The following is a 23,772-nucleotide window of genomic DNA, read 5'->3' as shown; positions in this document are numbered from 1 at the left end:
GACCTCAGGAAGGGAATTGATGGGCTGGCAATGATCATCGGGGATCAGTATGGACAGAATCCATTTGAAAAAGGGACACTTTTCCTCTTCTGCGGCAAGCGGTCTGACCGCTGCAAAGGATTGCTTTGGATGGGGACAGGATTCCTGCTTCTGTATAAAAGATTTGAAAGTGGACGGATGTCCTGGCCAAGAAATACACAGGAGGCAGCCGACCTCACGGAAGAGCAGTTCCATTATCTGATGATGGGACTTAACCCGCTGGATCTCAGAGTGAAAGAGGTGGTACCGGAAAAAATATATTGAAATGATTGTGCAAAACAGAGAAATTTTTCTTCTGCTTTAACGGCCTGAAAATCAGCACCCAGGGGGCGTGGCAGGTATCTCCTGATACAGCAGCAGAGCCTGCCGGCGGTACTGTCGAGAACTGGCAAGGTTTGAGGGTTCTATATCTTACAGGCGTTCATTTCGAAGCTGGGCCCGCCAGAAATCAGGGCAAAATGACGGAACGCTTTTCACGCGGGATTGGCGCAATTCTGCATTTTCTGGTATACTTTTTACAGAAAAGGCGGTCATTAGTATGTGTCAGAAATTTACACCCGAACAACTGAAAAACATGGATATGGAGACAAAAGACGGTGTCATTTTTCAGATGCAGGACCGTCTGGATAAGCTGGAGCATGACTATGAGAACCTGATCGAGCAGATCCGTCTGGCAAACCAGCAGCGTTTTGGACGGCATACAGAAAAACTGGGCGAGATTACAGGACAGATCTCCTTTTTTAATGAGGCCGAAGCGAACTGTAGTGAAGATGCGCCAGAACCAACAATAGAGGAAACAGTCTGTCTGGAACTGAAGCCTGTGCGCCGCGCAAAGAAGAAAGGACAGAAAGAAGAAGACCTGAAAGATTTCCCACAGGAGGAAATTTCTCATGATGTCCCGGAAGAGGAACTGATCAAAACCTTTGGTGAAAGCAATTATAAAAGCATGCCGGATGAGGTTTACTGGCAGCTGCGGTTCGAACCTGCGAAATGGATCGCAGAGAAACATATCGTAAAAGTATACGTTGGCACAGATGGGCTCCATCAGGACGAATTCCTGCGGGGAGACCATCCTTCCACTTTATTTCGGGGGAGTATTGCCACACCTTCTCTGGAAGCAGCGATTATCAATGCGAAGTATGTAAACAGTAATCCGCTGGATCGTATTGCCAGAGATTTTCAGACAAACGGACTTCAGCTGTCGAAACAGACCATGTCTAACTGGACGATCCGGACAGCGGAAAGATATTTCCAGCCTGTATACAACTGGATGAAACAACGGCAACTGGAAGCTCATGTCAACCAGTGTGATGAAACAACGGTAGAAGTCATCCATGACGGCAGACCTGCAGGCAGCAAAAGTTATATGTGGGTGCATCTCACCGGCGAACTCAGTCCGGGTCCAAAGATTGTTGTGTATGAGTACCAGAAGACCAGGCACAGCAGCCACCCCAAAGAGTATTATAAAGACTTCAAAGGGATCCTGATGACGGATGGGCTGGAACAATACCATAAGCTGGCAAGGGAACTGGAAGGGGTGACCAACGCGAACTGCATGGCGCACGCGAGGCGGCATTTTGCCAATGCGATCAAGGCGATTGGGAAGGGGAATGAAAAAGCCATCAAATCCTCCATCGCGTATAAAGCACTGGTAAGGATTGGGGCGATCTATAACCTGGAGGGAGCCTTAAAAGAACTGACTGCGGAAGAACGCCTGAAGGAACGGCAGGCCTCAATCAAGCCATTGGTTGAGGAATATTTCACGTGGGTCAGAGAGATCTGTTCTGACCAGACGGTCCTCCCGAAGGGAGAAACGGCAAAAGGATTGAATTACAGCCTGAATCAGGAAGAATATCTGAAAGTATTTCTTACGGATGGAGAAGTCCCGATCGATGATTCAGCCAGTGAGCGTGCGCTGCGGAATTTTACAGTTGGCCGGAAAAACTGGGTGACAATCAATACAGTCAGAGGAGCGCAGGCAAGTGCGGTCATTTACAGCATCACTGAGACAGCCCGTGCGAACAGTCTGAATGTTTATTATTATATCCGGTATCTGCTGACAGAGCTGATGAAGCGAAAAGATAAAGACGGGAATATAGATGAAGCAATGCTGGAATCGATCATGCCATGGTCGAAAGAACTTCCGGATGAATGTTATAGTAAGCGCCGCCAATGAACAGCGGCGCATAATTTGGCAGGAAGCGGAGGATTTGACGTTTACGTTGCTGGAGGCTAAATTAAGATATATGAGAAGCAGGGGAAACGGATAATTGCGGAAGAACCTCCCGCACAAGAATATTCAAATGGCCGTTTCTGGAATTATCGGACTCCTTGACACTACCCCATCTTTGACCTTAATCGCATTTTCTTTCAAGCAGTTACCCATCATTTCCCGAAGGGCCGCTTTTTGTGGGGTATCCTTTTTCCCTACCATAAAATAAACCTCCAAACTGGTAAGTCTATCTTACATCAGTTCGAAGGTTTACACAATCTTTGGGACACTCCCATGTTTGAATGAAATTACCACTTTTTTCTACCCATCTTTTTCAACAGCAGTTTTAGATACCGCTTTATTGTTTGAATCGAGCTTTCTGTGTAAGTCTTTTTAACTGCCTTACTAAATGGCATACTATCCAGCAGTAAAAAGAATTTGCTTCTGTCCCCTTTCTGAACAGCCTGCTTAAACAGATACGGGTTTCCTTCTAAAACTTCATCTAAAGAGCGCAATTCTATATGGATACTTCTTTTTATCGTATCAAGCAAATATTTTCCCTTATCCGAGTTAAGGAAAAGAACGGAAACCCCCTTTTGCATATCTTCTTCTTTACAACCATGTATCTTCCAAAAATCACCAAGTGACAAATCCGCCAATCTTGGCAGCCCTTTATATTGACAGTACTGACAATTTTCACGCATAAATAGATTCCCACAAGTATACCCTTGTATCCACCAATCTGTATAACGATCCTTATGATACTCTCTTCCGTTTTCAAATACAACATTTGTCGCCAGACTCTGCCACCCTGTCTTTTTGCTTTTTTGTCGAACCCGCTTTGCTTTAGATCGATATTTTTCTTCCAATTCCTGTATGTAAGCTCTATATGCTTTGGGTGAATTGATTCCCTTACAGATGAAGTCCACCAAATATAAGCCATCATCCCTGTCACCTATAAATGATTTAACTGCAGCAATCTGACAGGGGGTTCCGCAAAAGAGCACCTTCTTCCCTTCTGAGAGAAGCTTCTTCACCTCAGAATAAATCCCTACCGTATCACTTTGAAAATATTTTGATCCCATGATACGTTTCAGATCCTCGATGGTGTTTCCTACTATATGATATGCACTTTTGTAATCTTCCGCAAAAACACATCCCGCTATATATCCACCAGAATCTATAAAAGCTTTTGCCAATTCAAAATATACACCACCGGATGTACTATCATAGCGTACCTTATCATTTAAAGACCAGGCTGCAAAAACTGTTGGCTTTTTGTCATTATCAATGCCAATCATATGCAATGCAGGACACTTTTTTTCGCACAAATTGCAATATATACATTTCTTGTTGTCTACAACCGGATACCAAAAGCCATCCTTATCCGTCTCAAATGAAATCGCTTTATCGGGACATACTTCTGCACACATCTTGCATCCTGTGCAGATCGATTTTTCTATATTTCCTACCATGGCAATTCCCCCGCTTTTGTCGTTGATATAAAAGCTATAAATCATAGTATTAACACTTTGTAAAGTCAACCGTATCTGGATCATAGCGAAGACGACAATCTATATTCATCCGGTCAATCCGCGCCATTTCCTCGTCTGTCAAAAAAAAGTCAAATATATCCATGTTTTCAATTAAATGGGCCAGGCTTGTTGTGTTAACGACGGGTATTACCTTCCTTTGATGGTGCCAACGCATAACAACCTGTGCAATCGACTTATTATGCTTTTGAGCAATCTCCGTAATGTCGCCATTTTGCAGAATCCGTTTATTCATTCTCCCAGTCGGCGTGTATGCCATCATCTGAATATTATTATCCTTACAGAACCGAAGCATATCCTCTTGTGCAAAGAGCGGATGACTTTCAATTTGGCATACCATAGGGCATATTTCCGCATCTTTCATCAATTCATCAAAATGGTGTCTTTTAAAATTGCATACTCCAATCGCTTTGGCCAGCCCTTTCTGATACACCTTTTCCATTTGTCTCCAGCTATTAATATATGCGCCTGTCTGAGGCCAATGCATCAAATATAAATCAACATAGTCCGTTTTTAAGCGTCTTAAGCTTTTTCGCAAGGCCAAGTCTACATCTCCGCAGCGTTGTTCTTCATTTGACAGCTTTGTTATTACAAACAAATCTCCTCTTTTATACTTATTCAGCGCATACCCTAAGACTCTTTCACTCTGTCCATAGCTGCTTGCCGTATCATAAAGAAAGCATCCATTAGCCGGACCATTTTTAACAATATTTATAATGGACGTATCTCTTCTCAAATGATAACATCCACCAGATGTAATATCTTTTATAATGCCGAAGAAGCCTTTGATGATATTCTTCCTCAGAAAAATGAACGTTCTGTCTGTACCAAAACCTATGCAAGGTATTTCTATTCCGTTAGAAAGAGTAAAATGATTGTATTCTCCCATTATTATATCCTCAATTATTTATTATACTTTTTGAGTAATGGTATCATATTTATCATGGGCTTAATAATGTTACGACACAGCAGCAGCATACAAACGATCATAACACACATTACAGTCCACCTTAGCAGTATGCAGTCAGCTAGGGCAATAATAAGCACCGAATATCCCGTCAATGATATAATGCTTAACACAATTTGAGTTGTGGGAAACATCGGCGTTGAATCAATTTTCTTTGCAATCTGCCAATGAAATATAAATAACGCAATATAGGATGCAAGTGTATTCCAAGCCGCCGCTTGATATCCAGCGTTTTCTATTAAAAGAAAATTCAAAGCAATATTCAACGTAGCCGCCAACAACGTTCCCATGGCAATAAACTTAGTTTTTTTATAATAATACTCCACGTGCACAGGAAGCGAGTATAAGAAAACAAAATAAATGGAAAATGCAAGTGGAACTACCATAGGGATACCGGTGTGATACTCTTTTGTGCCTGTAATCCTTATTACATCCGGTGCCAGTGAAATAAACCCTACATATAGTATATTCATCAGCAAAACATACGCTGCCGCCTTCTTTTTAATTTCCTCATAACGATGATATCTTAATTGTTCATACATCCAAACTGACCACGCATTGTCCATCGATTGAACAATGACCTGCAATATATTAGCTATTGTATAAATAAAACTATAAATTCCAACTGCAACATTATTAATTATCCGGCTAATCATGATGCGATCAAATTGATGAAGTATCTGCTGCGAAAACGTGTGAACAACCAGAGGAATGCTTATTATCAAACCATATCGCCAATGCTCCAAAACAAATATTTTGTTTTTCTTTTTAAAGGAGTTTTTGACAAACCATATGATTATGATCCCGGCAATCACAATGGGCACAAATGCGTAGCCGTATATTCTAGCAATATGCTTATCATCCTTGAATATACATACAATCAGAAATATTGACAGTACAGTTCCTCCAATAGAATTAGCTCCCGATACAAGCAGAAACTGTTTATATCTGAAATCTAAAGCCAATCTTGTATTATAAAATTGAAACACAAACATCGCATAACTATGAACAATCAAAATATTGAGGATCGTTCTATCAAACTCAAAGCTCTCAAAGAACAAAGGATACAGCGAATTTCCCAAAACAAGCACAACAAAGAACGAAACAAAGCTTAAGGACATTGCACTTGTCAGATATTGATCAAAACTCTCTTCATAGTCATATTTAGCTGTTCTCAGCGATCCGTAGAGACACACCCCCACAAATATCGTAAGCAATGTTTCATAAGACACATAGAGATTGTACAAGCCATATTCTTCTGTTGACAAAATTCTAGAAAAGATCGGTAAAGTAAGAAAAGAAACTCCTCGCAAAAGAACATTGCCTACCGTATAGGCCACACCGGCCTTTGCTGCACGTTTACCTGAATTTCTCATTTTTCATAAGCTCCCTCACAGCTTTTTCATTGTTTTTGTCTGAGACATATTGGGCAATGCGGTCAACAATATCTTCAATTTGCCAAAGTGATAGTTTTTTTACGTTAACGTTTTTCTCAACTAGAGCCTTTTGAATTCGATCCTTGTTTTTATATAATTCCTTTTGCATTTCAACAATTGTAGTATAAACCCTATCTCCTTGCCATGCATCGGCACCACGGCATTGCAGGATGTAATCATTCATACCATATACATCCCCTATCACACCCTTGTACTTGACACTATACGACAAGCAAATCGCCGGAACCCCCATATTTATGGAAGATACAGCCGCATGCATCCTTCCTGTGATGGTATATTGACCATTCCCCAACAAAATTCTGGCCTCATAGGGCAAAATCAACGAATCAATAATCGTCAATCTGCCTTTGAACCTCCCGCTGATTTTGTCAGCTATTTGATCAACAATCACTTTATCATTGGATGTATTAGTATGTATTACATGCGCCAAAAGCAAAACATCAAAACGTGTATGCTCCAGGGTATTCTCTATAATCTTCACATACTCTTCGACATAGTGCTCTGTATCTGGCGTATATTGAAAATTTGCTCCCGATGGCACAATCGTAATGTATTCTCTATTACCTATGTACTTATTCAGCGTATCTTGGACAATTTGCCTGTTGTTTTGGTATGGAATGTCTAATGCGGCCAAATCTCTTGCCTCAAAAAGATTTTCAAAATCAAAATTATTTTTTATGTATAGATAACAGTCGTGATCTCTTGCATAAATGAAACAATCTTTCATCGCCCATTTTACCAGACGTATCGCATAGCCATGAAAGGGTCCCATTGTCTGCCCAGGGGCCAGCACTATATTTCTTTTTGCAATAAAATGAAGCTTAAGCATATTGGATATAAATACCTGTCTGGAGTAATATTGCGAAATACAATCTCCCCCAAGCAAAACACAGGCATCATAGTTTTTGATATTATAATAAATTTCATATGGTATAAATACCGCTTTTTGAAGCTTACCGAATACTCCTCTTCTTTTTCTATTAAACAAATTCTCTCTATACACTTTTATCCCGGCCGGCAGACTCTTTCTTACGAGTTCCAATTCATAATCATCAAGAACATCCACATAGAATTCCGGTAAATCTCTATACTTATTTTCTAATATATTAGTAAAATATGTAATAAAGCTGGCCGCCATCATCATATTGCCATAATTCTTGGGATGTACAAAGAACAGTTTGATTTTCACACGATATCTCCTAACTTCATTATTTTACTAGTCGAACCTTCTTACTTGTTTGCCTTGCTCGTATTCACAAATCGATTCTCTGCTCCATCTTATATCACTCTTCAATACTTTTGCCGGATTTCCAGCCACCAAAGAGTGCGCCGGAACATCTTTTCTAATTAAGGTCATAGCACTAATAAGGCTTCCTTCTCCAATTCTAACGCCTTTCAAAACTGCAATCTTATTTGTAAGCCACACCTTATCACCAATTATAACATCTTGGCTAAAATTAACCGGTCTATCGTTTTCATCTCGTACCTGATGAAAATCGCTGTCATATATCGTAACTTCACGGCCAATCATCACATCTTCGCCAAATTGAATATGCTTTGCTACTACAACAATTGAACCCGCATTAATTGAAAAAAAACCGGTCTCAAACAAAGCGTTCTCATGTACGTCAACAAACGACTCTACAAACAGCAAAACATCACCATGTGATATCCATTTTCCACCCTTTCTAATTCTTACTCGTGCCTCAGCTGCCGATCCCCGCAAACGATTAATCCCAAAGTGAAGTGTTTTTTCAATATGCCATTCTCCGCCCCTTTCAATTTCAAGAACCGCATGCTTATATGGTATGATATATGCCCCTGTATTTCTAATCACACCTTTTGTCAAATAATTATACTTAATAAACTTCCACATACTGACGCGACAAAATTTCCTGATTTTTTCTATGATTTTTTTCATATACTAGTTTCCCCAATTGGCCTCCATACGGTGATTTAAGGTTCCTCTATTGTTTTCATCCGTCTGCTCACATTGCTATTAGAAATAGCAATTAATGCAGCTGCATATACAACCGTCAACGATTCAAAGATCACATGACCAGAAAAGACCGAATGAAAAACTATTATAGCTAAACCAATTATGAGCATCCAATTGCCCAAGCTCCTGTTTCTTTTGTAATTAAAAAACGCATTTACAATTGCCCTGAAATATATAAAAATCCACATTACTAAAGGCACTAATCCCACATAATAGTAGAGTCCATATAAATCCATTTCAAGTGAGTTTCCGCGATTGTTATATTTTATACAATTTATAACATTTGAAAATCCATAGCCGATCACTTTCCCCCAGGTTTCAAACACCTCTCCCCTTAACGAATTCACAACTGATCTCACTTGTAGATTTCTATTGGAAAGTAAAAAAGTAAAAAGATTCTTATACCCATACGCATCATACAATGCGATTTGGTTTTTCACATAATCAACAACAAAGAATATTCCGATCAAACAGACAATTGGGAAGAACACCACTACAATTGCCATAAAGAACTTGTTGGCATGCTCATTTTTTTCATGTATAAGCCAATATAGTGAAATCCAGACGGTGTATCCAACTAGACCAATCAGCGCAGCCTTGTTGCCAGTAAGAACAAGTGCTATTATTGTGAAAAAAATCCAAACTTTGCGCCGTCTCACAGTTTTATCAATTAATATCAGGCAAAATGATACCAAGAGCGTAGCAGTCAAATAATTACCAAAGCGAAACCACCCCACATATCCTGTTCGATAGCTATTTGTTTCCCATGCTCTAAATCCCAGTCCAAAAGGACTAATACATAGACTAAATACAATTACAAAAGTTGAATATATTATTGCATTTATAAATTTGTTTTTATCTATTAATTTTGTCCGAATTAAGCTCAGGAATATTGCTGGAAGAGATGTTGCATAAATGAGTTTTATCAAAAATACTATTTCGTCAAATGATACCCTGGATATTCCAACAGCAACCTGCAGCATCCAAATCAATGTATCGCACACCACTATCAGAAAAACATTTGAGAAGCTTTTCTTGTCATTAGCAATCATAATCCAAAAACTTACAAACATGACCATTCTACATAGCTGATTAATTGGCAGATCAATGTTCATTCGATATAATAATCCATATATAATTTCAAAAAAAGGATTCAAAAATATCATCAAATATATGAATCTTTCTTTATTTATCACTATTTTCATAAGCATTCCTTAATCTGTATCAGAAGATGGCTATATCGTCTCCAGCATCTTGCTTTCAATAGAATTCCAGTCATTTTCATGCAAAATTTGTTTTTCTAGCAGGCAACCTTTTATCTTAATTCTGCCACTGGTAAAATCATTATACGCCCGTTCCATCGATTTACTTAAAGCAACTATATGATCTTCCTTTCCGGCATAAGAATATCCATATACCTTGCTTTCATCAAAATCAAAAAGCATCTCTATCCTTGTCCCAATAACAGTCGTTCCATTAGAAAAGGCATTGATCATTATTCCTGAATTAATACTTGTTTTATCATATGGCAGAACAACTGCATGCGCCATCTGCATTATTGCCGACATATCTTTATCCGTCACATAACCAAAATCGCATATAATGTTCTCATCCTTAACCATGTCAAGAATAACCTGCTTATAATGCTCATCACATTTGCCAGCAAGCAACAATTTTCCGCAAACCTTTGACATATAAAAAGCTTTGATTATAACATCGACATTCTTATACCTATCCATCTTTCCAACAAAGCAAAACAGCAGCTCACTATCCTTGATGGAGTATTTACTTCGATACAACGCAAGATCGCACTTATATTTTGTATACCTCCCGTGCGGAATCAAAACCATTTTATCGTGCAAGCCTTTTACTTTGAATGCACTTTGCAAATATGATTCTGTATGTTTGCAAAGCTCAACTATAACGTCTGCTATATTTAACACTCTATTCATAAACGGTTTTGCCGCAAACCGAAAAACACTAGAGTCCATGTCAATAGAATGCGGGGTTTTGTTGTGTACTACGTACACAATCTTTATTTTTCTGCATTTAGCCCAAATAAGAACCGCATACTTTAACATATATTGGAAGTTTTGAGCCACAACACTTGGTTTCCCTATTATGTTTTCATACCAATTCAAATACATACAATCTACAGCACGATCAAACGGATGCTTTATAAACCATTCCAAAGACTTTACTTCATACTTCTTTTCCAGAATCGCATACATTTTCTTTGTATATTCGTTATTTGTTCTATGAACATAAATATCAGGATGGAAAATCAATATTCGTTTTTTATCCATAGTTTGCCTTTCCATATTTATATTTTTGTTCTTTAATTTTTCATTTTTATTGTATGAATTGCTCGATGCTGTCAATGATATTTTTTGTCTGGCTCTTATATGCAGTATATTCTGACAACCTGACGGTGTTAATTGCACTTTCCAGATCATCCACAGTTTCGCACCCGCAAATGAAATTTAATTCTTGAAACTGCTTCACAATTTGACGCTGGTGATCATCTACATGTTCACCATACTTGGCCAGTCGTGGAAGCGCGATAACCTTTTTCCCCTTTTTGACCGCTCCAATGATGGCACCTGTACCTCCATGGGTTATGACTATATCCGCTTTCTGCTCCATTTCAACAAATTCATCATGATCCAGAAATCGTTTATACGGATAGTGTTTTGGTTCGTAATCACTGTGTCCAATTTGAGCAAATACTGGTTCTGTTATCAATTCTGCCTGCAGCAGTCGATCAACTTCCTGCAGCAATCGATTAAATTGAAATTTCTGAGAACCCAATGTGACAAAAATCATGTTGTCCTCCGTTTCAATAGATTCCACCAACATAAATAGCATTGGGGTAAATATTAAGCATAGATTCCCACTGTACATAAAATTGATCAGAGATTTTATACAAAAGACGACCTGTCTTTGTGGGCGAAGTGACTTTTGCGAACGACTCTATGTAGATCAATTTTCCACCAGCCAATTTTGCCAACAGACACATAGGAATCACCGCAAGAACGCCTGTGCAGATTACCACATCCGGACACTCTTTAATAAATATTCTTATTGAATTAAGCGCATTAATAATCATTCTGAATATACAGAATTTTTCTTTTCGATTAACTTGCATAAGATAATACGTTTTTCTTGCAGCAGCATCCGTCTTGTATCTTGTTTTTTCAGTTAAAACAAAGCAATCATATTTTTCCATCAGTGGTTTGAGCATCATAAGCTGCTCATAATGACCACCTGATGATGCTGCAAAGCAAATTTTATGATTTTTTTGACTTTTTCTCATAGCCCTTCAATCTCTCTTAAAAATATCCCGCGTATAAACCTTATCTCTTACATCATCCAAGCATCCATCATACCGATTAGCAATGATCGCCTGGCTTTGCGCCTTGAATTCATCTATGTCATTGAGTACAATACTTCCAAAAAAAGTGCTGCCATCCTCCAATCTCGGCTCATAGATAATGACAGTTGCGCCCTTTGCCTTAATTCGCTTCATGACGCCTTGGATGCTGCTTTGACGGAAGTTGTCCGAGTTACTTTTCATTGCCAGTCTATACACGCCAATGACGCATTTCTTTTCTTCATCAGCTCTATAATTCCCATGATCGTAATAATCATAATATCCAGCCAATTTTAGAACACGATCTGCAATGAAATCCTTGCGTGTTCTGTTGCTTTCAACAATCGCCTTGATCAGGTTCTCCGGTACGTCCTGATAGTTTGCCAGCAACTGTTTCGTATCCTTTGGTAAGCAATATCCTCCATAGCCAAAGCTCGGATTATTATAGAAATCTCCAATACGCGGATCCAGACAGATGCCTTTGATAATCTGCTGTGTGTTAAGTCCTTTCATTTCCGCATAAGTATCCAGCTCGTTAAAATATGCTACGCGAAGCGCCAAATATGTGTTCGCAAACAGTTTCACCGCCTCGGCTTCTGTAAACCCCATAAACAAAGTATCAATGTTCTCCTTAATTGCGCCTTCCCACAGAAGTTTAGCAAAAGTATGCGCGGCATCAACCAACCGTTCATCTTCCGTATCTGTACCCACGATGATCCTCGACGGAAATAAATTATCATACAATGCTTTAGACTCTCTTAAAAACTCAGGGCTGAAAAGGATATTCTTACTTCCTGTCTTTTCCCGGATGCTCTTTGTATATCCAACCGGAATGGTACTCTTTATGACTATAATGACATTGGGATTATGTTTCATAACCAGATCAATGACATTCTCTACAGCACTCGTATCAAAATGCTGTGTTGCCGAGTCATAGTTAGTCGGAGCTGCAATTACAACAAAATCCGCAGCACTGTACGCCATCTTCGCATCAAGTGTTGCAGTCAGCTCCAGCTCTTTCTCTGCAAAGTATTTTTCAATGTACTCATCCTGAATAGGTGACTTCCGCTGATTAATCATGTCAACCCTGGAAGCGATTATGTCTACCGCGTAAACTTTATGATGCTGCGCCAGAAGCGTGGCAATCGAAAGCCCTACATATCCCGTACCGGCAACAGCAATCGTATATTTCTTATCCATAACACACATCCTCATTTCTTGCGGCAAATTTACATCGCCCCATTCTTCCTCAGCACAGCCTTCACCGTCTGCACCAGAATCCTGAGATCCATTCCCATGCTCCACCGGCTGATATACTCCACATCCAGCTTCACCACCTCCTCAAAATCCGTGATGTTGCTGCGGCCGCTGACCTGCCAGAGTCCCGTGATGCCGGGCTTTGCAGACAGCCGCGCCCTGTGGTGGAGCTCATACCGCTCCCATTCCTCCACCGTGGGCGGCCTGGTTCCCACCAGGCTCATATCCCCCTTCAGCACATTGAAAAATTGTGGAAACTCGTCCAAGCTCCAGTCCCGGATAAAGTTGCCCACTCCCTTTTTGGTGGTGCCGTCCGCAAGCTTTTTGCTGCCTATAATCCTGGGGTCCCAGTCCAGCTTAAACATATAGCCATCCTTTATCCTGTTCTGGGAAAGAAGCTCTTTTTTGCGTTCCTCCGCATCCACGTACATACTGCGGAATTTGTACATTTTAAAGCGTTTCCCATTCTTTCCCACTCTTTCCTGTACGAAAAATAAAGGGCCAGGAGACTGTATCAAAATAATAGGTGCCAGAATCAAGCTTAAGATAATGGTGGCAAGAGACCCCGCCAGGCCTCCCAGGATATCCAGCAGGCGTTTGAAAAGCATCTGCCTGTCGCTGGCATAGTTGATGCTGGTGGTGAGCACAGTGTAATTTCCCAGCCGCTCCACAAGCTGTTTTCTCCCTGACAGCCCGCCTGCCTGCAGCAGGCGGATATGTACCACCGCTCCCATCTGGGTAAACTGCTCTACCAGCTCCTGGGGCGTTTCCATCTCCTCGGGCAGATCAATAAAGACCTCGTCCACCCATTCCCGGCAGGCATAGCCCACCACCGTTTCCTTGTCCGCCACCACAGGTACTCCCGCAATCTGCTCTCCTCTTTTGTCCATGTCCAGCAACGCCACACCTGTAACGCGAAAGTCCTTATAATTGTGATTTTCTATATTCAGGATGACGGACTGCGCCCGTTCTGCCGTTGTAAGGATCAGCAGCGAGCAGCGTCCCATCTCCTTCATTTTCTTTTTCAGATGATTTTTCCAGAGAATGCGGGTGGTATACCCGAGCACCACATAAATTGCTCCCGTCAGATACATTACCGCACGGGAATAGCTGGCCCCGCCCTGTATCATAAAAAGGTAGAAAGCAAGACCCAGCTCCAGCAGACACATCTGCTTTAAGGTCGCGGTAAATTCGCTGTAATAGCCTCTTTTGAGGACATTTTTAAAGGTTTCAAAAAAGATCATGATAAGGATGACAAAAAGCGTCATCACTACCGCCATGCTGCGGTATTCGGGCTCCGCATAGGGACTTCCCAGGCCATGCCTTATAATGTACGCCAGAAAAAACGAAACCTGAAGGCACACCAGATCCAACATCATAAAGTCCAGGTGTTTTGTCCAGCTTTGTGAACTCCTTTTATACATAAATAATTCCCCACCTCGGTCGTATACTGTTTTTCTTCTTCGGTATTTCGTTTTTTTCTTTACATCCAATACCCCCCCCGAAGAAGGGAGAGGGTATTGGACAACCACATGCTGAGTCACATATTTTCACGGAACTATCCGCGATGAATCAGTCATGATTCACCAGATTTTGTATTACTGATTTTTTCTGACTTTTACTGCGCAGAAGCTTGCGCCTGCCAGGCAGATCACTGCCATGATGCCCGCTGCAGGAAGCATCTCTCCGGTCTTGGGAGACACGGCTGCCTCTGCGGGAGCTGCTGCCGTATCATTGGAGCTGTCGCTGCCGGAGTCATTGCTTCCGGAATCATTGCTTCCACCGTTGTCGTTAGAAGCTTCCAATTCAACCTCTACCACAACAACAGGTGAGAAGGAAGTAAAGGTTGCAGACACGCTGCCATCCGCTATGGTGGCTGCAAGCTGCTCCCATGTGCCGTCAGCTTTCTGATGGAATACCACGTAGCTGCCGCCTGCCCTTACGCCAGGCACTGCAAAGGTAACGGTAACGCCCTGTGCAAGCTGATCAGCTGTCACACTGGGCACAGACACATCGAGAGCCGCAAGAATACTCTTGGACGCAGCATTTTCAATGGTTGCACTGGCCACAAATGTTTGAGCCGTCGTATACTGTTCCCCGGTAAGCGCAGCCTTCTGTACTTCCAAAACTGTGCCGTCAGAAGCGACAGCGCCAACAGTCCCTACTACTGCAAATGCAGCAGTTGCCTGCTCTTCCTCCGTGGTAACGCTTTCAGCCGCGCTTACGGTCATGCCGAACACAAGAGTCATGGCCATGGCAAAGGCCATGATCTTCATAAATTTTTTCATTGGATTCATCCTCCTTTCCTCATAATCATGTGGTTATATCAAGCCTTACGGCAGGATACCTTTTTGTAGAATTTGGCATGTCTCCGCTTGTGGAGACGCTGCACTCTCAGGAAGCGGTCTCTGCCTCCTCATAAAACACCTCCAGAATCAGCTCGTATAAGGCCTCCTGATCCGGATAAAATTCCTCAAACTCCTTCCCCTGTACCGTATCACCCTCAAGGAAGTAAAAGCTGCTGTCATCAAAGCTGTAATCAAGAGCCTGAGAGGCAAGATAGCTCACCTCATCCACGGTAATATCCGTGACCATATATTTACTCACCGAAGCATACAGCTTTACCGGCAGGGAAAGATCGGACTTCATGGCTTCCATAGCCGCTGCGGCGTAAGCCGTCAGGTATTGCTTCTGCCGTTTCAGGCGCATTCCTGCGCTGTTAAAGCTGGTGATGTCTCTGTTGTGAAGATAAGCGTATGCCTGTTCTCCGTTTAAATGGACGGTATCTCCCTCTTTCATATCCGTGCCGGGCACATCCTCCAGAGCCGTCACCTCCACGCCTCCCACGGCGTCATTAATCAAAGGGATGGCTCCCATATTCAATGAAAAATACCCATGTATGGGAAGTCCGTAAAACAGCTTTTCCACAGCGTCTCTGGTTCTCTCGCAGCTTAATTCTGCCCCGTCCCCATAACCGTGCTGCAGCGTCAGCTGGGCCTGCACCGTTCCCATGTAGGTGCCCGCATCATTGTAGACCTCTATATCCGTCATAGTGTCCCGGTTGATGCCGATCACAGATATCTCCTTTTTATGGGAATCCAAAACCAGCAGGAACATAGCGTCGGACTGTCCTCCCTGAATGCCCTCCTGGCGCCTTTCCACCTCTCCCTGGTCATCGATCCCAAGGAAAAGAAATGTCAAAATGTCCTCATTGTAACGATAGTGCACGCCCTGATAGCGCACATCCCCCTCCTGCCACTCCTCTGCTTCTTCTGTCTGTGTGGAGATCCGGGACGCATCCTCTGCGTCTGTCATCATGGCTTGATCTAACAGCGGCGTTCTTCCATCGCTTCTCTGATACAGACGATTTCTTCCGGATATCTGCAGTGCCAGAAAAGCCACAGTGCCCACTGCCACTAAAATAATCACAGCGATGACAAGCTTGATCAAAATCCGATATGCTCTTTCGCTAATCCTCATTTAAAAGCACCCCCTGCACCAGATACCGGTTCTCGGGCTTACTTGCAATACAGGTGGACAAAGTCAGTATTCTGCTTTCTCCCGTGACCGAAACCTCCTCCGAAACATTGCGGTTCATGGTTCTATACTCCATGGCCTCCTTAAGGTAGCGGGAAAAACCTTCCTCCGTTTCCGTGTCATAGCCCTTTAACAGATGTACATCGCTGAATTCATAAGCGGCAAATACCCGGTATACCAGCGTGTCCTCTTCCGTATAGATAAATAGATAGGGATGCTCCTCAAAGTACTGACTGTCCTCATAATTGTGCAGACCTGCAAACATGGAGCCATCCTTCATGTTGTGGCCGTAGAGAACCGTGTTATGATCATCAAAGGCCTTGCTGTTATAGTTTTCCGTGTAGATACAGCCCGGATATCCTCTTGTGCCGTCCAGATTATAATTCAAATAGTAGGTATTATCCTCCGCATTCTGCAGCACGGGATAGTCGATCTTCGTGTCCGGTATGTAAATCCAGGCATAAATATCGGGATTGGTTTCCTCCTTCAGGGCTGCAAAATCAATATCCTTTTGAGGAATTTCAATGCCAAGCTCCTGCTCTAAAAGCCGCAGCTTTTCCTCACGGCTTAATTCCGTCTCCGGCTCTTTCTCATCCTCTTCCTGTATGGATTCCTCCTCCGGCTCCTCCCCTGAAGCAGTCTGCCGGGAAAGCTCCTCAAATCTGCGCTCCGCCTGATTTCTCACATGGAAATTCCAGCCAATAACTGCCAGAGCAGCCCCAGCGCCCACAAGGCACAGAACCAGCAGCAGCTTCCATATTTTGTTGTTTTTCTGCGGCTTTTCTTCCATGTCCATCCCCCTTTAAAACATTTTCCCGGATGAGAACTGCGTAATTTCTTTTATTCTCCGTAATTTCCGTAGTTTCCATAGTACTTTCCGTAATACTTGCCATAGTATTTGCCATAATACTTGCCATAATAGCCCTTGCCGGTCATATCCACCTTATTCAGCACACAGCCTAAAATGCGGCAGCCGGCCACCTCCAGCTGTTCCTTAATTTTTCTGGCGAAACGGTAGCTGATTTCACCGCTGGCAATCACAATCACGGCTCCGTCACAGCATTTGGATACCACAGCGGTGTCGATCACGCTTCCCAGGGGCGGCGTATCTATAATCACCATGTCGTATTCCTTCCTCGCATTTTCTATCATTGTCTGAAACCGCTTGTTGCCCAGAAGCTCACTGGGATTGGGCGGCACCGGACCGGAAAATACCATGTACAGATTTTTTATGTCAGTGGCGCACAGCGCCTCCTCAAAGTCCGCTTTTCCAACCAGATAATTGGCCAGTCCCAGCCGTACCTTTCCCTTTTTGTGTCTCTGGCGCATCACGGACTTTCTCAGATCCGCGTCCAGAAGCAGAACCCGCTTTCCCATCTGGGCATAGGATTTTGCCAGTTCAAAGGATATATTGCTCTTTCCCTCGTTAGGTGTGCAGCTTGTAATGCAGATAACCTTCACATTATCGCCGGAGAATTCAATATTGGTGCGCAGTGTCTTAAATGCCTCTCTGCTGCGGAAATCCAATTCCTCATCCTTCAATTCTATGATCTGCATTTATTGTGCCTCCTTTGCTTTATCCCTCTGTTGGTCCAGCTCCTCCACCTGGAGCCTTTCTTCCCTGGCCTGGGTCTGTTCCTCCTTGACAGACGGCCTTCCCCCTCCATGGTTTAGCTGTTCCCTCCGCTCCCCTCTCTCCAGGGGGCTATGCCCTTTTCTTCCCCGCCGCCTCTCGGTATCCTCTATCACCGGAATCATGGCCAGCGTACTGAGCTCCAGGTATTTTTCGATATCGTCAGAGGTCTTTACCGTATCATCCATCAAGAACCGCAAAACCACAACCATGGCGCACAGAAACGCGCCTAAAAGAAAGCCTGCTCCTGTCCATTTCAAAACGCTGGGGCTTGAAGGAGTTTCCGGCAGATATGCGGTCTCCACCAGATTCACCGCCTCCAGGTCCATCACATCCTTGATATATTCGGAAGCCACTTCACAGATTTCCGTGGCCAGAAGCTGGGCCATAGCCGGGTCCTCATCCGTCACCGTAATGGCAATAATACGGGTATCTGTCAAGGCTTCCACATCCACTCTCTGGGAAAAGGAATCGTATCCCTCCTCCAAAGAGCAGGTTTCCATCACCTGCTCCAGCACGTTCCGGCTCTTGATTAACTGGGTGTAATCCTTAGTCAGCTGTGTGCCCGTCTGCAGGTCGCTGTAGGTGAGGTTCCCCTCTGTTTTATTGATCACATACACCTTTGTGGTAGATTCGTATTGAGGGGTGAGGACAAAACGGCTGATAGAAAAGCCCAATACGCCCGCAAGGGTTCCGCACAGCAAGATTAGCCAAAGCCAGTGCAGCAAGAGCCCGAAAAGCTCCTGCAAATCTATTTCCACAACATCTTCGTTTTGTGTACCCTGCATTTTTCTTCTCCTAATGTTTTTTATTGAAACAGCTCCCTGGCGGCATTCTCAAACAAAAGCTCCTGAGCGTACTCCCGGGAACACTTTTTATACAAAAGCTCTGCGCACCGCCTCATGGCCGGTCGTCTGGTTTTTGTGTTATGGGCGTCCGTGCCCAGATAATCCACCAGCTCTCTTTTTAAAAGCTTCCAGACAAAATGCCTGGCTCCCAGACCGTTTTCCCCTGTAATGCTCCCGGTATTTACCTGAATGCGGCATCCCATATCCCGAAGCTGCGCTGCCCTTGTGGCATCCTTTACCAGACACTGATATCTCTCCACATGGGCTGCCACCGGGCAATATCCCATGCCCAAAAGCTCCTCCATGGCATTTCGAATGTACAGATACTCCTCAAAGGGGGAAAACTCCACCAGCAGAAAATCTGTATCATTCAAGGTACCGAGCTCTTGTCTCATCAGCTTTTCTTCCAATCCGGCGCGGTAAAAAATTTCCGTGCCAAGATGCAGCCGGATGCCAATGCCTTCCTGCTGCGCCTCCTCCCTGAGCATTTTAAGCCTGTCCAAAAGCTCTTTTTTGTCTGCACGATAGCGTCCCTGCTTATAGTGGGGCGTAGCTATCATGCAAGAGACGCCCTCCGCCTCAGCTATGCGAAGCATTTCCAAAGATTCCTCCATGCTCCGTGAGCCGTCGTCAACTCCAGGCAGAATATGGGAATGAATGTCAATAAAACCCATTCTCTGTCTCTTCCATTTCTGTATAATTTTTATAGTCTCGTAAAAGACTATATTTGTCTTTGTTATTATAGTCATTTTCGTGACCATAGTCAAGTACTAGAAGTAAAAATAAAATGGAGATATATCTAATAAGTAAAAGGGGATTTTCAGATGATCTGTAGGACTATTTTTAGCACAAAAAGAAGGCAGGCAGCATTTTGATTGATTATTCACCTTTTTGGGAAACCTTAAAAAAATCCAACGAAACGACCTACACGCTGATAATGAATCACCACATTTCCAGTTCAATCATTGATAAGCTGCGTAAAAATAAGCCTATGAACACTACAACCTTAAATGATCTCTGCCGGATTCTGCAGTGCAATCTTCAGGATATCGCCCAGTACATTCCGTCCGAAGAAGATCAGATTCTATAAAAAAAAGCAACCGCCCCTCCCAGAGGACTGCGGTTACTTTTTATGGTCTGCTATATCGTATGTAATTTTATTCCTTTTACTCTGCAGGCGGTTCAATTCCTCTGGACGGAATCTGCTCCACCTCCAGACCTTTCTCCTTTCGGAAGCTATTCACGGCCGTAAATACCTGATTTACTATATCCACGCATTCCGCGCACTCTTCCTTTGTTACCACCACAAAATCATCTCCAGGATACCTGGCATCAAAATAGTAATCCGTCAGCATAGCAAGATCCTTTGCCTTCAATCCTAGATCAATGCCGCAATTCTTGATTTCCTGATTAATTTTTCTCAGATTATGAGAATTTAATACTGTTTTGTCTACACTACAAAGCTCCGCCACTGATTTCAGCAGCTTCTCCACAATCTGCTGGGAATCCGATGCCATCTTATTGTAAAAAGGCAGATGCAAAACAGCCTGCAGATATTCTAAATCATTGCATGCGATGGAATAATAGTCATTTCTAATTTTCAATCTTTTTCCCTCTCAATTCAACGTAATCTCTTCTGAGGTTCGTCATAAACAGTGAGCTTTCTGTTTCAAAGCGTTCCTTTGTGACAAAAATCAGATCCACCCCAAGCTCCTCTGCATCATTATAAAGCCAGCCCTTGACAGCTCTGTCCGGCAGTTTGTCCACCACAATGCACATATCTACATCGCTTCTTAAAGTAAACTCCCTTCTGGCATAGCTGCCAAAAATACCTACACTTTCGTATGCAATGCCGGATTCCTCAATTTTTTCCAGCATCGCACCACATACTCCATCAAATTTTTTCTGCAGTTGTTCAGAAACCCAAATAGCCATGTCCGCCCCTTTCTTACAATTCGTAGGGCGTCACCTGGTACACGTAATAATTGAGCCAGTTGCTGTACAGGTTGTTGCTGTGGGACCGCCACTGGAGCAGCGGCCTCTCCTTAGGATCGTCGCCCGGATAATAATGATAAGGGATTTGAATGGGCAGTCCCTTATTCAGGTCCCGGTAATACTCGTTGTGCAGCGTGTAACGGTCATACTCCGGATGACCGTTTACAAAAATCTTTCTGCCCTCCTGAGCAATAGCCAAAAACACCCCCGCCTGGTCCGACTCCGCAAGCACCGTCAGTTCCTTACAGGCGTGAATAGCCTCAGAGGGCGTCTCCGTATGGCGGCTGTGGGGCGCCAGAAAAATATCGTCAAAGCCTCTCACCAGGGGGACTTTTCTGTTTGCCACCTTATGCTCATAGACCCCAAACAGCTTTCTGGGCAGCTTCCTTTTATTAATTCCGTAATAGTGGTAAAAGCCCGCCTGAGCCGCCCAGCAGATATGAAGGGTAGAGGTTACATGGGTCTGGGCCCAATCCATAATTTCACAGATTTCCTCCCAGTAATCCACCTCCTCAAAGGAAATATCCTCCACCGGCGCCCCCGTGATAATCATTCCGTCAAATTTTAAGTGACGAACCTCATCCAGGGTGGTATAAAATTTATTCAAATGGCTTGCAGACGTGTTGCGGGACACATGGCTTTTCACATTCATAAAGGTCACGTCCACCTGCAAGGGCGTGTTGGACAAAAGTCTAAGGAGCTGAAGCTCCGTGTCCTGTTTTACGGGCATAATATTTAAAATGATGACCTGCAGCGGGCGGATATCCTGATGAATGGCTCTGAATTCATCCATCACAAAAATATTTTCATTCTCAAGAATCTCCTTTGCAGGCAGATCACTTTGTGTTTTAATGGGCATAATTTATTCCTCAGCTTTCTTGCAAATATTTTTCCATAAATTCCTCTTCTGTTATAATGGGAATCCCCAGCTCCTTTGCCTTCTTATTTTTGGACGAGGCAGAAGAAATATCATTGTTGATCAGACAGACCGTTTTTCCGGTAACGCTTCCCGTCACCTTGCCGCCCCTTTCCTCGATAAGCTCCTTGAGCTGGTTTCTGCTCTCAAAATGCTGCAGGGAGCCTGTGACCACAAAGCTCATATTCTCCAGGGTACGTTCCCCGGAAGTCTCCGGCTTTTCTATCCGCAGCTCCTTGAGCAGATTCTCTATTTTCTGGAGGTTGTCCCCATCCCTCATATAATCCACAAATGCCGACGCGATCACTTCACCCACGCCCTCTATGGCGCTTAAGGTCTCCACATCGGCGTTCTGCATTCGTTCCAGCTGATAATCAAAATGCCGGCACAGCATCTTTGCATTCGCCACACCGATATTCGCGATTCCCAGTCCGTAGATGACTCTGGGCAGCGTAGTATTTCTGGCCTTTTCGATACTGTCCAGGAGATTTTGGCAGGATTTTTCTCCAAAGCCCTCCATCTGGGTAATTTCCTCTCTATGTCTGTCCAGATGAAAAAGGTCAGCATATTCGCGGATAAATCCCCGGTCGATGAATTTTTCCAGGGTAGCCTCGGACATACCGTCAATGTTCATGGCGTCTCTGCTCACAAAAAGGGTAAACGCCTTGATGCGCTTGGCTGCACATTTTTCATTGGTACAATACAAAGACTGCACCTCATTTATCTGTCTGATCTGGGTCCTGCCCCCGCACACAGGACAGGTCTTTGGTATCTCCACGGTATCGCTGCAGGTTAAATTCTCAGCGATCTGGGGAATGATCATATTTGCCTTGTAAACCGTAATCCGGTCTCCGATTCCAAGCTTCAGGCCCTTCAGAATACTGATATTGTGAACCGAGGCCCGGCTCACCGTAGTTCCCTCCAGTTCCACCGGCTCAAAGACAGCCACAGGATTGATCAGCCCCGTCCTGCTTGGACTCCACTGAATTTCTATCAGACTGGTTTCCCGAAGCTCATCCGCCCATTTAAAAGCAATGGAATCCCGGGGGAATTTTGCAGTGCTCCCCAGGGACTGCCCATAGGCAATATCCTCATACGTCAGCACCAGGCCGTCCGAAGGAATGTCATAAGTCTCCACCTTTCGTTCAAATTCTTCAATGGTCTGCAGAATGGTTTCCTCCGTGACCAGACAATGCTCCACCACATCAAAGCCCTGCTCCTGTAAAAAAGCAAACTGGGCTTCCTTGGAATTATGAAAATCCTCCCCCTGGGCCTTCACAAGGGTGAAGGCATAAAACTGTACATTTCTCTTTGCCGTAATCTCATTGTTCAGCTGGCGCACTGAGCCGCTGCAGAGATTTCTTGGATTTTTGTATCTTGCGTCCGCGTCTTCGATCTCGCTGTTCATTTTTTCAAAATCCGAATAACTGATAACAGCCTCTCCTCTTAAAATCAATTCCCCTTGAAAGGAAATATGAAGAGGCAGATTTTTGAAGGTTCTGGCATTATTCGTGACAACCTCCCCTATCTCTCCATTTCCTCTGGTGACCGCTTTTGCAAGTTTCCCTTCACGATATGTCAATACTACAGTCAATCCGTCCAGCTTCCAGCTCAAAATTGCAGGATTTCCCTCCAGCCAGTCACGCAGCTCCTCCCGGCTTTTGGTTTTTCCCAGAGAAAGCATAGGCGTCTCGTGCCGCTCCTTGGGGAGCGCCTCCACCGCCTCATATCCCACATTCACTGTAGGACTGTTGGCCAGAACCACTCCCGTCTCTTCTTCCAGCGCTGTCAGCTCATCATATAATTTATCATATTCAAAATTGCTCATGATCTCCCGGTCCTGAGCATAATAAGCCTTCGACGCCTTATTTAACGTCTCCACCAGATATTTGATTCGTTCCACCTTAGATGTCTGCATTTTCTATTCTCTCTTTTTTCTGATTTCTCATTTCTGACTTCTGCTTTCTCGTCTCTGACTTCCCATTT

25 protein-coding genes are annotated in these 23,772 nt (G+C 43.5%); 3 read left to right on the top strand and 22 right to left on the bottom strand.

Annotated features, from left to right (window positions below):
- Both tnpB and tnpC read left to right on the top strand, forming a co-directional pair.
- A partial coding sequence (gene tnpB, locus SHK35_RS10160) for an IS66 family insertion sequence element accessory protein TnpB (protein WP_318709679.1) occupies positions 1-303 on the top strand: 303 nt, incomplete at its 5' end.
- Positions 304-577: 274 nt separating this feature from the next.
- Positions 578-2,215, top strand: coding sequence for an IS66 family transposase (gene tnpC / locus SHK35_RS10155; protein ID WP_318709678.1), 1,638 nt, complete (start codon positions 578-580; stop codon positions 2,213-2,215).
- Between the two features lie 123 nt (positions 2,216-2,338).
- Here the strand turns inward: tnpC and SHK35_RS10150 are convergent, their stop codons facing one another.
- From SHK35_RS10150 to SHK35_RS10065, 18 genes are all read right to left on the bottom strand, one after another.
- Positions 2,339-2,473 (bottom strand): hypothetical protein, encoded by a 135-nt coding sequence (locus SHK35_RS10150; RefSeq protein WP_318709677.1) that lies wholly within the window; start codon positions 2,471-2,473, stop codon positions 2,339-2,341.
- An 86-nt stretch (positions 2,474-2,559) separates the two neighbouring features.
- Positions 2,560-3,771, bottom strand: coding sequence for a Coenzyme F420 hydrogenase/dehydrogenase, beta subunit C-terminal domain (locus SHK35_RS10145; RefSeq protein ID WP_318709676.1), 1,212 nt, complete (start codon positions 3,769-3,771; stop codon positions 2,560-2,562).
- Positions 3,772-3,775: 4 nt separating this feature from the next.
- Positions 3,776-4,693: an aldo/keto reductase gene (locus SHK35_RS10140; protein ID WP_318709675.1), complete on the bottom strand. Its 918-nt coding sequence runs from the start codon at positions 4,691-4,693 to the stop codon at positions 3,776-3,778.
- 14 nt (positions 4,694-4,707) lie between these two features.
- The gene (locus SHK35_RS10135; protein ID WP_318709674.1) at positions 4,708-6,147 is read right to left on the bottom strand and encodes a lipopolysaccharide biosynthesis protein; all 1,440 of its coding nucleotides are present in this window, start codon (positions 6,145-6,147) and stop codon (positions 4,708-4,710) included.
- Positions 6,131-7,417 (bottom strand): polysaccharide pyruvyl transferase family protein, encoded by a 1,287-nt coding sequence (locus SHK35_RS10130; protein WP_318709673.1) that lies wholly within the window; start codon positions 7,415-7,417, stop codon positions 6,131-6,133. The genes SHK35_RS10135 and SHK35_RS10130 overlap by 17 nt, the downstream gene beginning before the upstream one ends.
- Positions 7,418-7,444: 27 nt before the next feature.
- A complete protein-coding gene (locus SHK35_RS10125; RefSeq protein ID WP_318709672.1) occupies positions 7,445-8,149 on the bottom strand; it encodes an acyltransferase in 705 nt (234 codons plus the stop codon).
- Between the two features lie 35 nt (positions 8,150-8,184).
- Positions 8,185-9,432 carry an O-antigen ligase family protein gene (locus SHK35_RS10120; protein ID WP_318709671.1) on the bottom strand — a complete coding sequence of 416 codons (1,248 nt, stop codon included), beginning with the start codon at positions 9,430-9,432 and terminating at the stop codon, positions 8,185-8,187.
- A 30-nt stretch (positions 9,433-9,462) separates the two neighbouring features.
- Positions 9,463-10,533, bottom strand: a complete 1,071-nt coding sequence (locus SHK35_RS10115) for a glycosyltransferase family 4 protein (protein ID WP_318709670.1) — start codon at positions 10,531-10,533, stop codon at positions 9,463-9,465.
- A gap of 46 nt (positions 10,534-10,579) precedes the next feature.
- The gene (gene pssE / locus SHK35_RS10110; protein WP_318709669.1) at positions 10,580-11,053 is read right to left on the bottom strand and encodes a PssE/Cps14G family polysaccharide biosynthesis glycosyltransferase; all 474 of its coding nucleotides are present in this window, start codon (positions 11,051-11,053) and stop codon (positions 10,580-10,582) included.
- Positions 11,054-11,066: 13 nt separating this feature from the next.
- Positions 11,067-11,543, bottom strand: a complete 477-nt coding sequence (gene pssD, locus SHK35_RS10105) for a PssD/Cps14F family polysaccharide biosynthesis glycosyltransferase (RefSeq protein ID WP_318709668.1) — start codon at positions 11,541-11,543, stop codon at positions 11,067-11,069.
- Between the two features lie 6 nt (positions 11,544-11,549).
- The gene (locus SHK35_RS10100; protein WP_318709667.1) at positions 11,550-12,800 is read right to left on the bottom strand and encodes a nucleotide sugar dehydrogenase; all 1,251 of its coding nucleotides are present in this window, start codon (positions 12,798-12,800) and stop codon (positions 11,550-11,552) included.
- 29 nt (positions 12,801-12,829) lie between these two features.
- On the bottom strand, positions 12,830-14,281 hold the full coding sequence (locus SHK35_RS10095) for a sugar transferase (RefSeq protein WP_318709666.1): 1,452 nt from the start codon (positions 14,279-14,281) through the stop codon (positions 12,830-12,832).
- A gap of 174 nt (positions 14,282-14,455) precedes the next feature.
- Positions 14,456-15,145, bottom strand: coding sequence for a hypothetical protein (locus tag SHK35_RS10090; RefSeq protein ID WP_318709665.1), 690 nt, complete (start codon positions 15,143-15,145; stop codon positions 14,456-14,458).
- Between the two features lie 106 nt (positions 15,146-15,251).
- Positions 15,252-16,337, bottom strand: coding sequence for an LCP family protein (locus SHK35_RS10085; protein WP_318709664.1), 1,086 nt, complete (start codon positions 16,335-16,337; stop codon positions 15,252-15,254).
- Positions 16,327-17,184, bottom strand: a complete 858-nt coding sequence (gene srtB / locus SHK35_RS10080; protein ID WP_318709663.1) for a class B sortase — start codon at positions 17,182-17,184, stop codon at positions 16,327-16,329. Before srtB ends, SHK35_RS10085 begins: the two co-directional genes overlap by 11 nt.
- A 50-nt stretch (positions 17,185-17,234) precedes the next feature.
- Positions 17,235-17,951 (bottom strand): polysaccharide biosynthesis tyrosine autokinase, encoded by a 717-nt coding sequence (locus SHK35_RS10075; protein ID WP_318709662.1) that lies wholly within the window; start codon positions 17,949-17,951, stop codon positions 17,235-17,237.
- Entirely contained in the window at positions 17,952-18,815 is an 864-nt protein-coding gene (locus SHK35_RS10070) for a YveK family protein (RefSeq protein ID WP_318709661.1), read from the bottom strand.
- A gap of 20 nt (positions 18,816-18,835) precedes the next feature.
- On the bottom strand, positions 18,836-19,549 hold the full coding sequence (locus SHK35_RS10065; protein ID WP_318709660.1) for a CpsB/CapC family capsule biosynthesis tyrosine phosphatase: 714 nt from the start codon (positions 19,547-19,549) through the stop codon (positions 18,836-18,838).
- 197 nt (positions 19,550-19,746) lie between these two features.
- On the opposite strand from SHK35_RS10065, the gene SHK35_RS10060 reads away from it, so the two are divergent.
- On the top strand, positions 19,747-19,965 hold the full coding sequence (locus tag SHK35_RS10060; RefSeq protein WP_318704076.1) for a helix-turn-helix domain-containing protein: 219 nt from the start codon (positions 19,747-19,749) through the stop codon (positions 19,963-19,965).
- Positions 19,966-20,041: 76 nt separating this feature from the next.
- Here SHK35_RS10060 and SHK35_RS10055 read toward each other — a convergent pair whose 3' ends face one another.
- From SHK35_RS10055 to ligA, 4 genes are all read right to left on the bottom strand, one after another.
- Positions 20,042-20,479 (bottom strand): HEPN domain-containing protein, encoded by a 438-nt coding sequence (locus SHK35_RS10055; RefSeq protein WP_318704077.1) that lies wholly within the window; start codon positions 20,477-20,479, stop codon positions 20,042-20,044.
- Positions 20,469-20,753: a nucleotidyltransferase domain-containing protein gene (locus tag SHK35_RS10050; protein ID WP_318709659.1), complete on the bottom strand. Its 285-nt coding sequence runs from the start codon at positions 20,751-20,753 to the stop codon at positions 20,469-20,471. The genes SHK35_RS10055 and SHK35_RS10050 overlap by 11 nt, the downstream gene beginning before the upstream one ends.
- Positions 20,754-20,823: 70 nt before the next feature.
- Complete coding sequence (metA, locus tag SHK35_RS10045) at positions 20,824-21,729, bottom strand: homoserine O-acetyltransferase MetA (RefSeq protein ID WP_318704079.1); 906 nt, start codon at positions 21,727-21,729, stop codon at positions 20,824-20,826.
- Positions 21,730-21,739: 10 nt separating this feature from the next.
- Complete coding sequence (gene ligA / locus SHK35_RS10040; protein WP_318709658.1) at positions 21,740-23,704, bottom strand: NAD-dependent DNA ligase LigA; 1,965 nt, start codon at positions 23,702-23,704, stop codon at positions 21,740-21,742.
- Positions 23,705-23,772 lie beyond the last annotated feature (68 nt).

It is taken from the genome of Candidatus Acetatifactor stercoripullorum (assembly GCF_944382095.1).
Lineage (GTDB): Bacteria > Bacillota > Clostridia > Lachnospirales > Lachnospiraceae > Acetatifactor > Acetatifactor stercoripullorum.
This window is presented reverse-complemented; position numbering and strand designations above follow the sequence as displayed.

Bases quoted from the DNA above. Each gene is read 5' to 3' on its own strand.
- tnpC (WP_318709678.1), top strand. From the start codon at position 578: ATGTGTCAGAAATTTACACCCGAACAACTGAAAAACATGGATATGGAG.
- SHK35_RS10150 (WP_318709677.1), bottom strand. From the start codon at position 2,473: ATGGTAGGGAAAAAGGATACCCCACAAAAAGCGGCCCTTCGGGAAATG.
- SHK35_RS10145 (WP_318709676.1), bottom strand. From the start codon at position 3,771: ATGATTTATAGCTTTTATATCAACGACAAAAGCGGGGGAATTGCCATG.
- SHK35_RS10140 (WP_318709675.1), bottom strand. From the start codon at position 4,693: ATGGGAGAATACAATCATTTTACTCTTTCTAACGGAATAGAAATACCT.
- SHK35_RS10135 (WP_318709674.1), bottom strand. From the start codon at position 6,147: ATGAGAAATTCAGGTAAACGTGCAGCAAAGGCCGGTGTGGCCTATACG.
- SHK35_RS10125 (WP_318709672.1), bottom strand. From the start codon at position 8,149: ATGAAAAAAATCATAGAAAAAATCAGGAAATTTTGTCGCGTCAGTATG.
- SHK35_RS10120 (WP_318709671.1), bottom strand. From the start codon at position 9,432: ATGAAAATAGTGATAAATAAAGAAAGATTCATATATTTGATGATATTT.
- SHK35_RS10115 (WP_318709670.1), bottom strand. From the start codon at position 10,533: ATGGATAAAAAACGAATATTGATTTTCCATCCTGATATTTATGTTCAT.
- pssE (WP_318709669.1), bottom strand. From the start codon at position 11,053: ATGATTTTTGTCACATTGGGTTCTCAGAAATTTCAATTTAATCGATTG.
- pssD (WP_318709668.1), bottom strand. From the start codon at position 11,543: ATGAGAAAAAGTCAAAAAAATCATAAAATTTGCTTTGCAGCATCATCA.
- SHK35_RS10100 (WP_318709667.1), bottom strand. From the start codon at position 12,800: ATGGATAAGAAATATACGATTGCTGTTGCCGGTACGGGATATGTAGGG.
- SHK35_RS10095 (WP_318709666.1), bottom strand. From the start codon at position 14,281: ATGTATAAAAGGAGTTCACAAAGCTGGACAAAACACCTGGACTTTATG.
- SHK35_RS10090 (WP_318709665.1), bottom strand. From the start codon at position 15,145: ATGAAAAAATTTATGAAGATCATGGCCTTTGCCATGGCCATGACTCTT.
- SHK35_RS10085 (WP_318709664.1), bottom strand. From the start codon at position 16,337: ATGAGGATTAGCGAAAGAGCATATCGGATTTTGATCAAGCTTGTCATC.
- srtB (WP_318709663.1), bottom strand. From the start codon at position 17,184: ATGGAAGAAAAGCCGCAGAAAAACAACAAAATATGGAAGCTGCTGCTG.
- SHK35_RS10075 (WP_318709662.1), bottom strand. From the start codon at position 17,951: ATGCAGATCATAGAATTGAAGGATGAGGAATTGGATTTCCGCAGCAGA.
- SHK35_RS10070 (WP_318709661.1), bottom strand. From the start codon at position 18,815: ATGCAGGGTACACAAAACGAAGATGTTGTGGAAATAGATTTGCAGGAG.
- SHK35_RS10065 (WP_318709660.1), bottom strand. From the start codon at position 19,549: ATGGGTTTTATTGACATTCATTCCCATATTCTGCCTGGAGTTGACGAC.
- SHK35_RS10050 (WP_318709659.1), bottom strand. From the start codon at position 20,753: ATGCTGGAAAAAATTGAGGAATCCGGCATTGCATACGAAAGTGTAGGT.
- metA (WP_318704079.1), bottom strand. From the start codon at position 21,729: ATGCCCATTAAAACACAAAGTGATCTGCCTGCAAAGGAGATTCTTGAG.
- ligA (WP_318709658.1), bottom strand. From the start codon at position 23,704: ATGCAGACATCTAAGGTGGAACGAATCAAATATCTGGTGGAGACGTTA.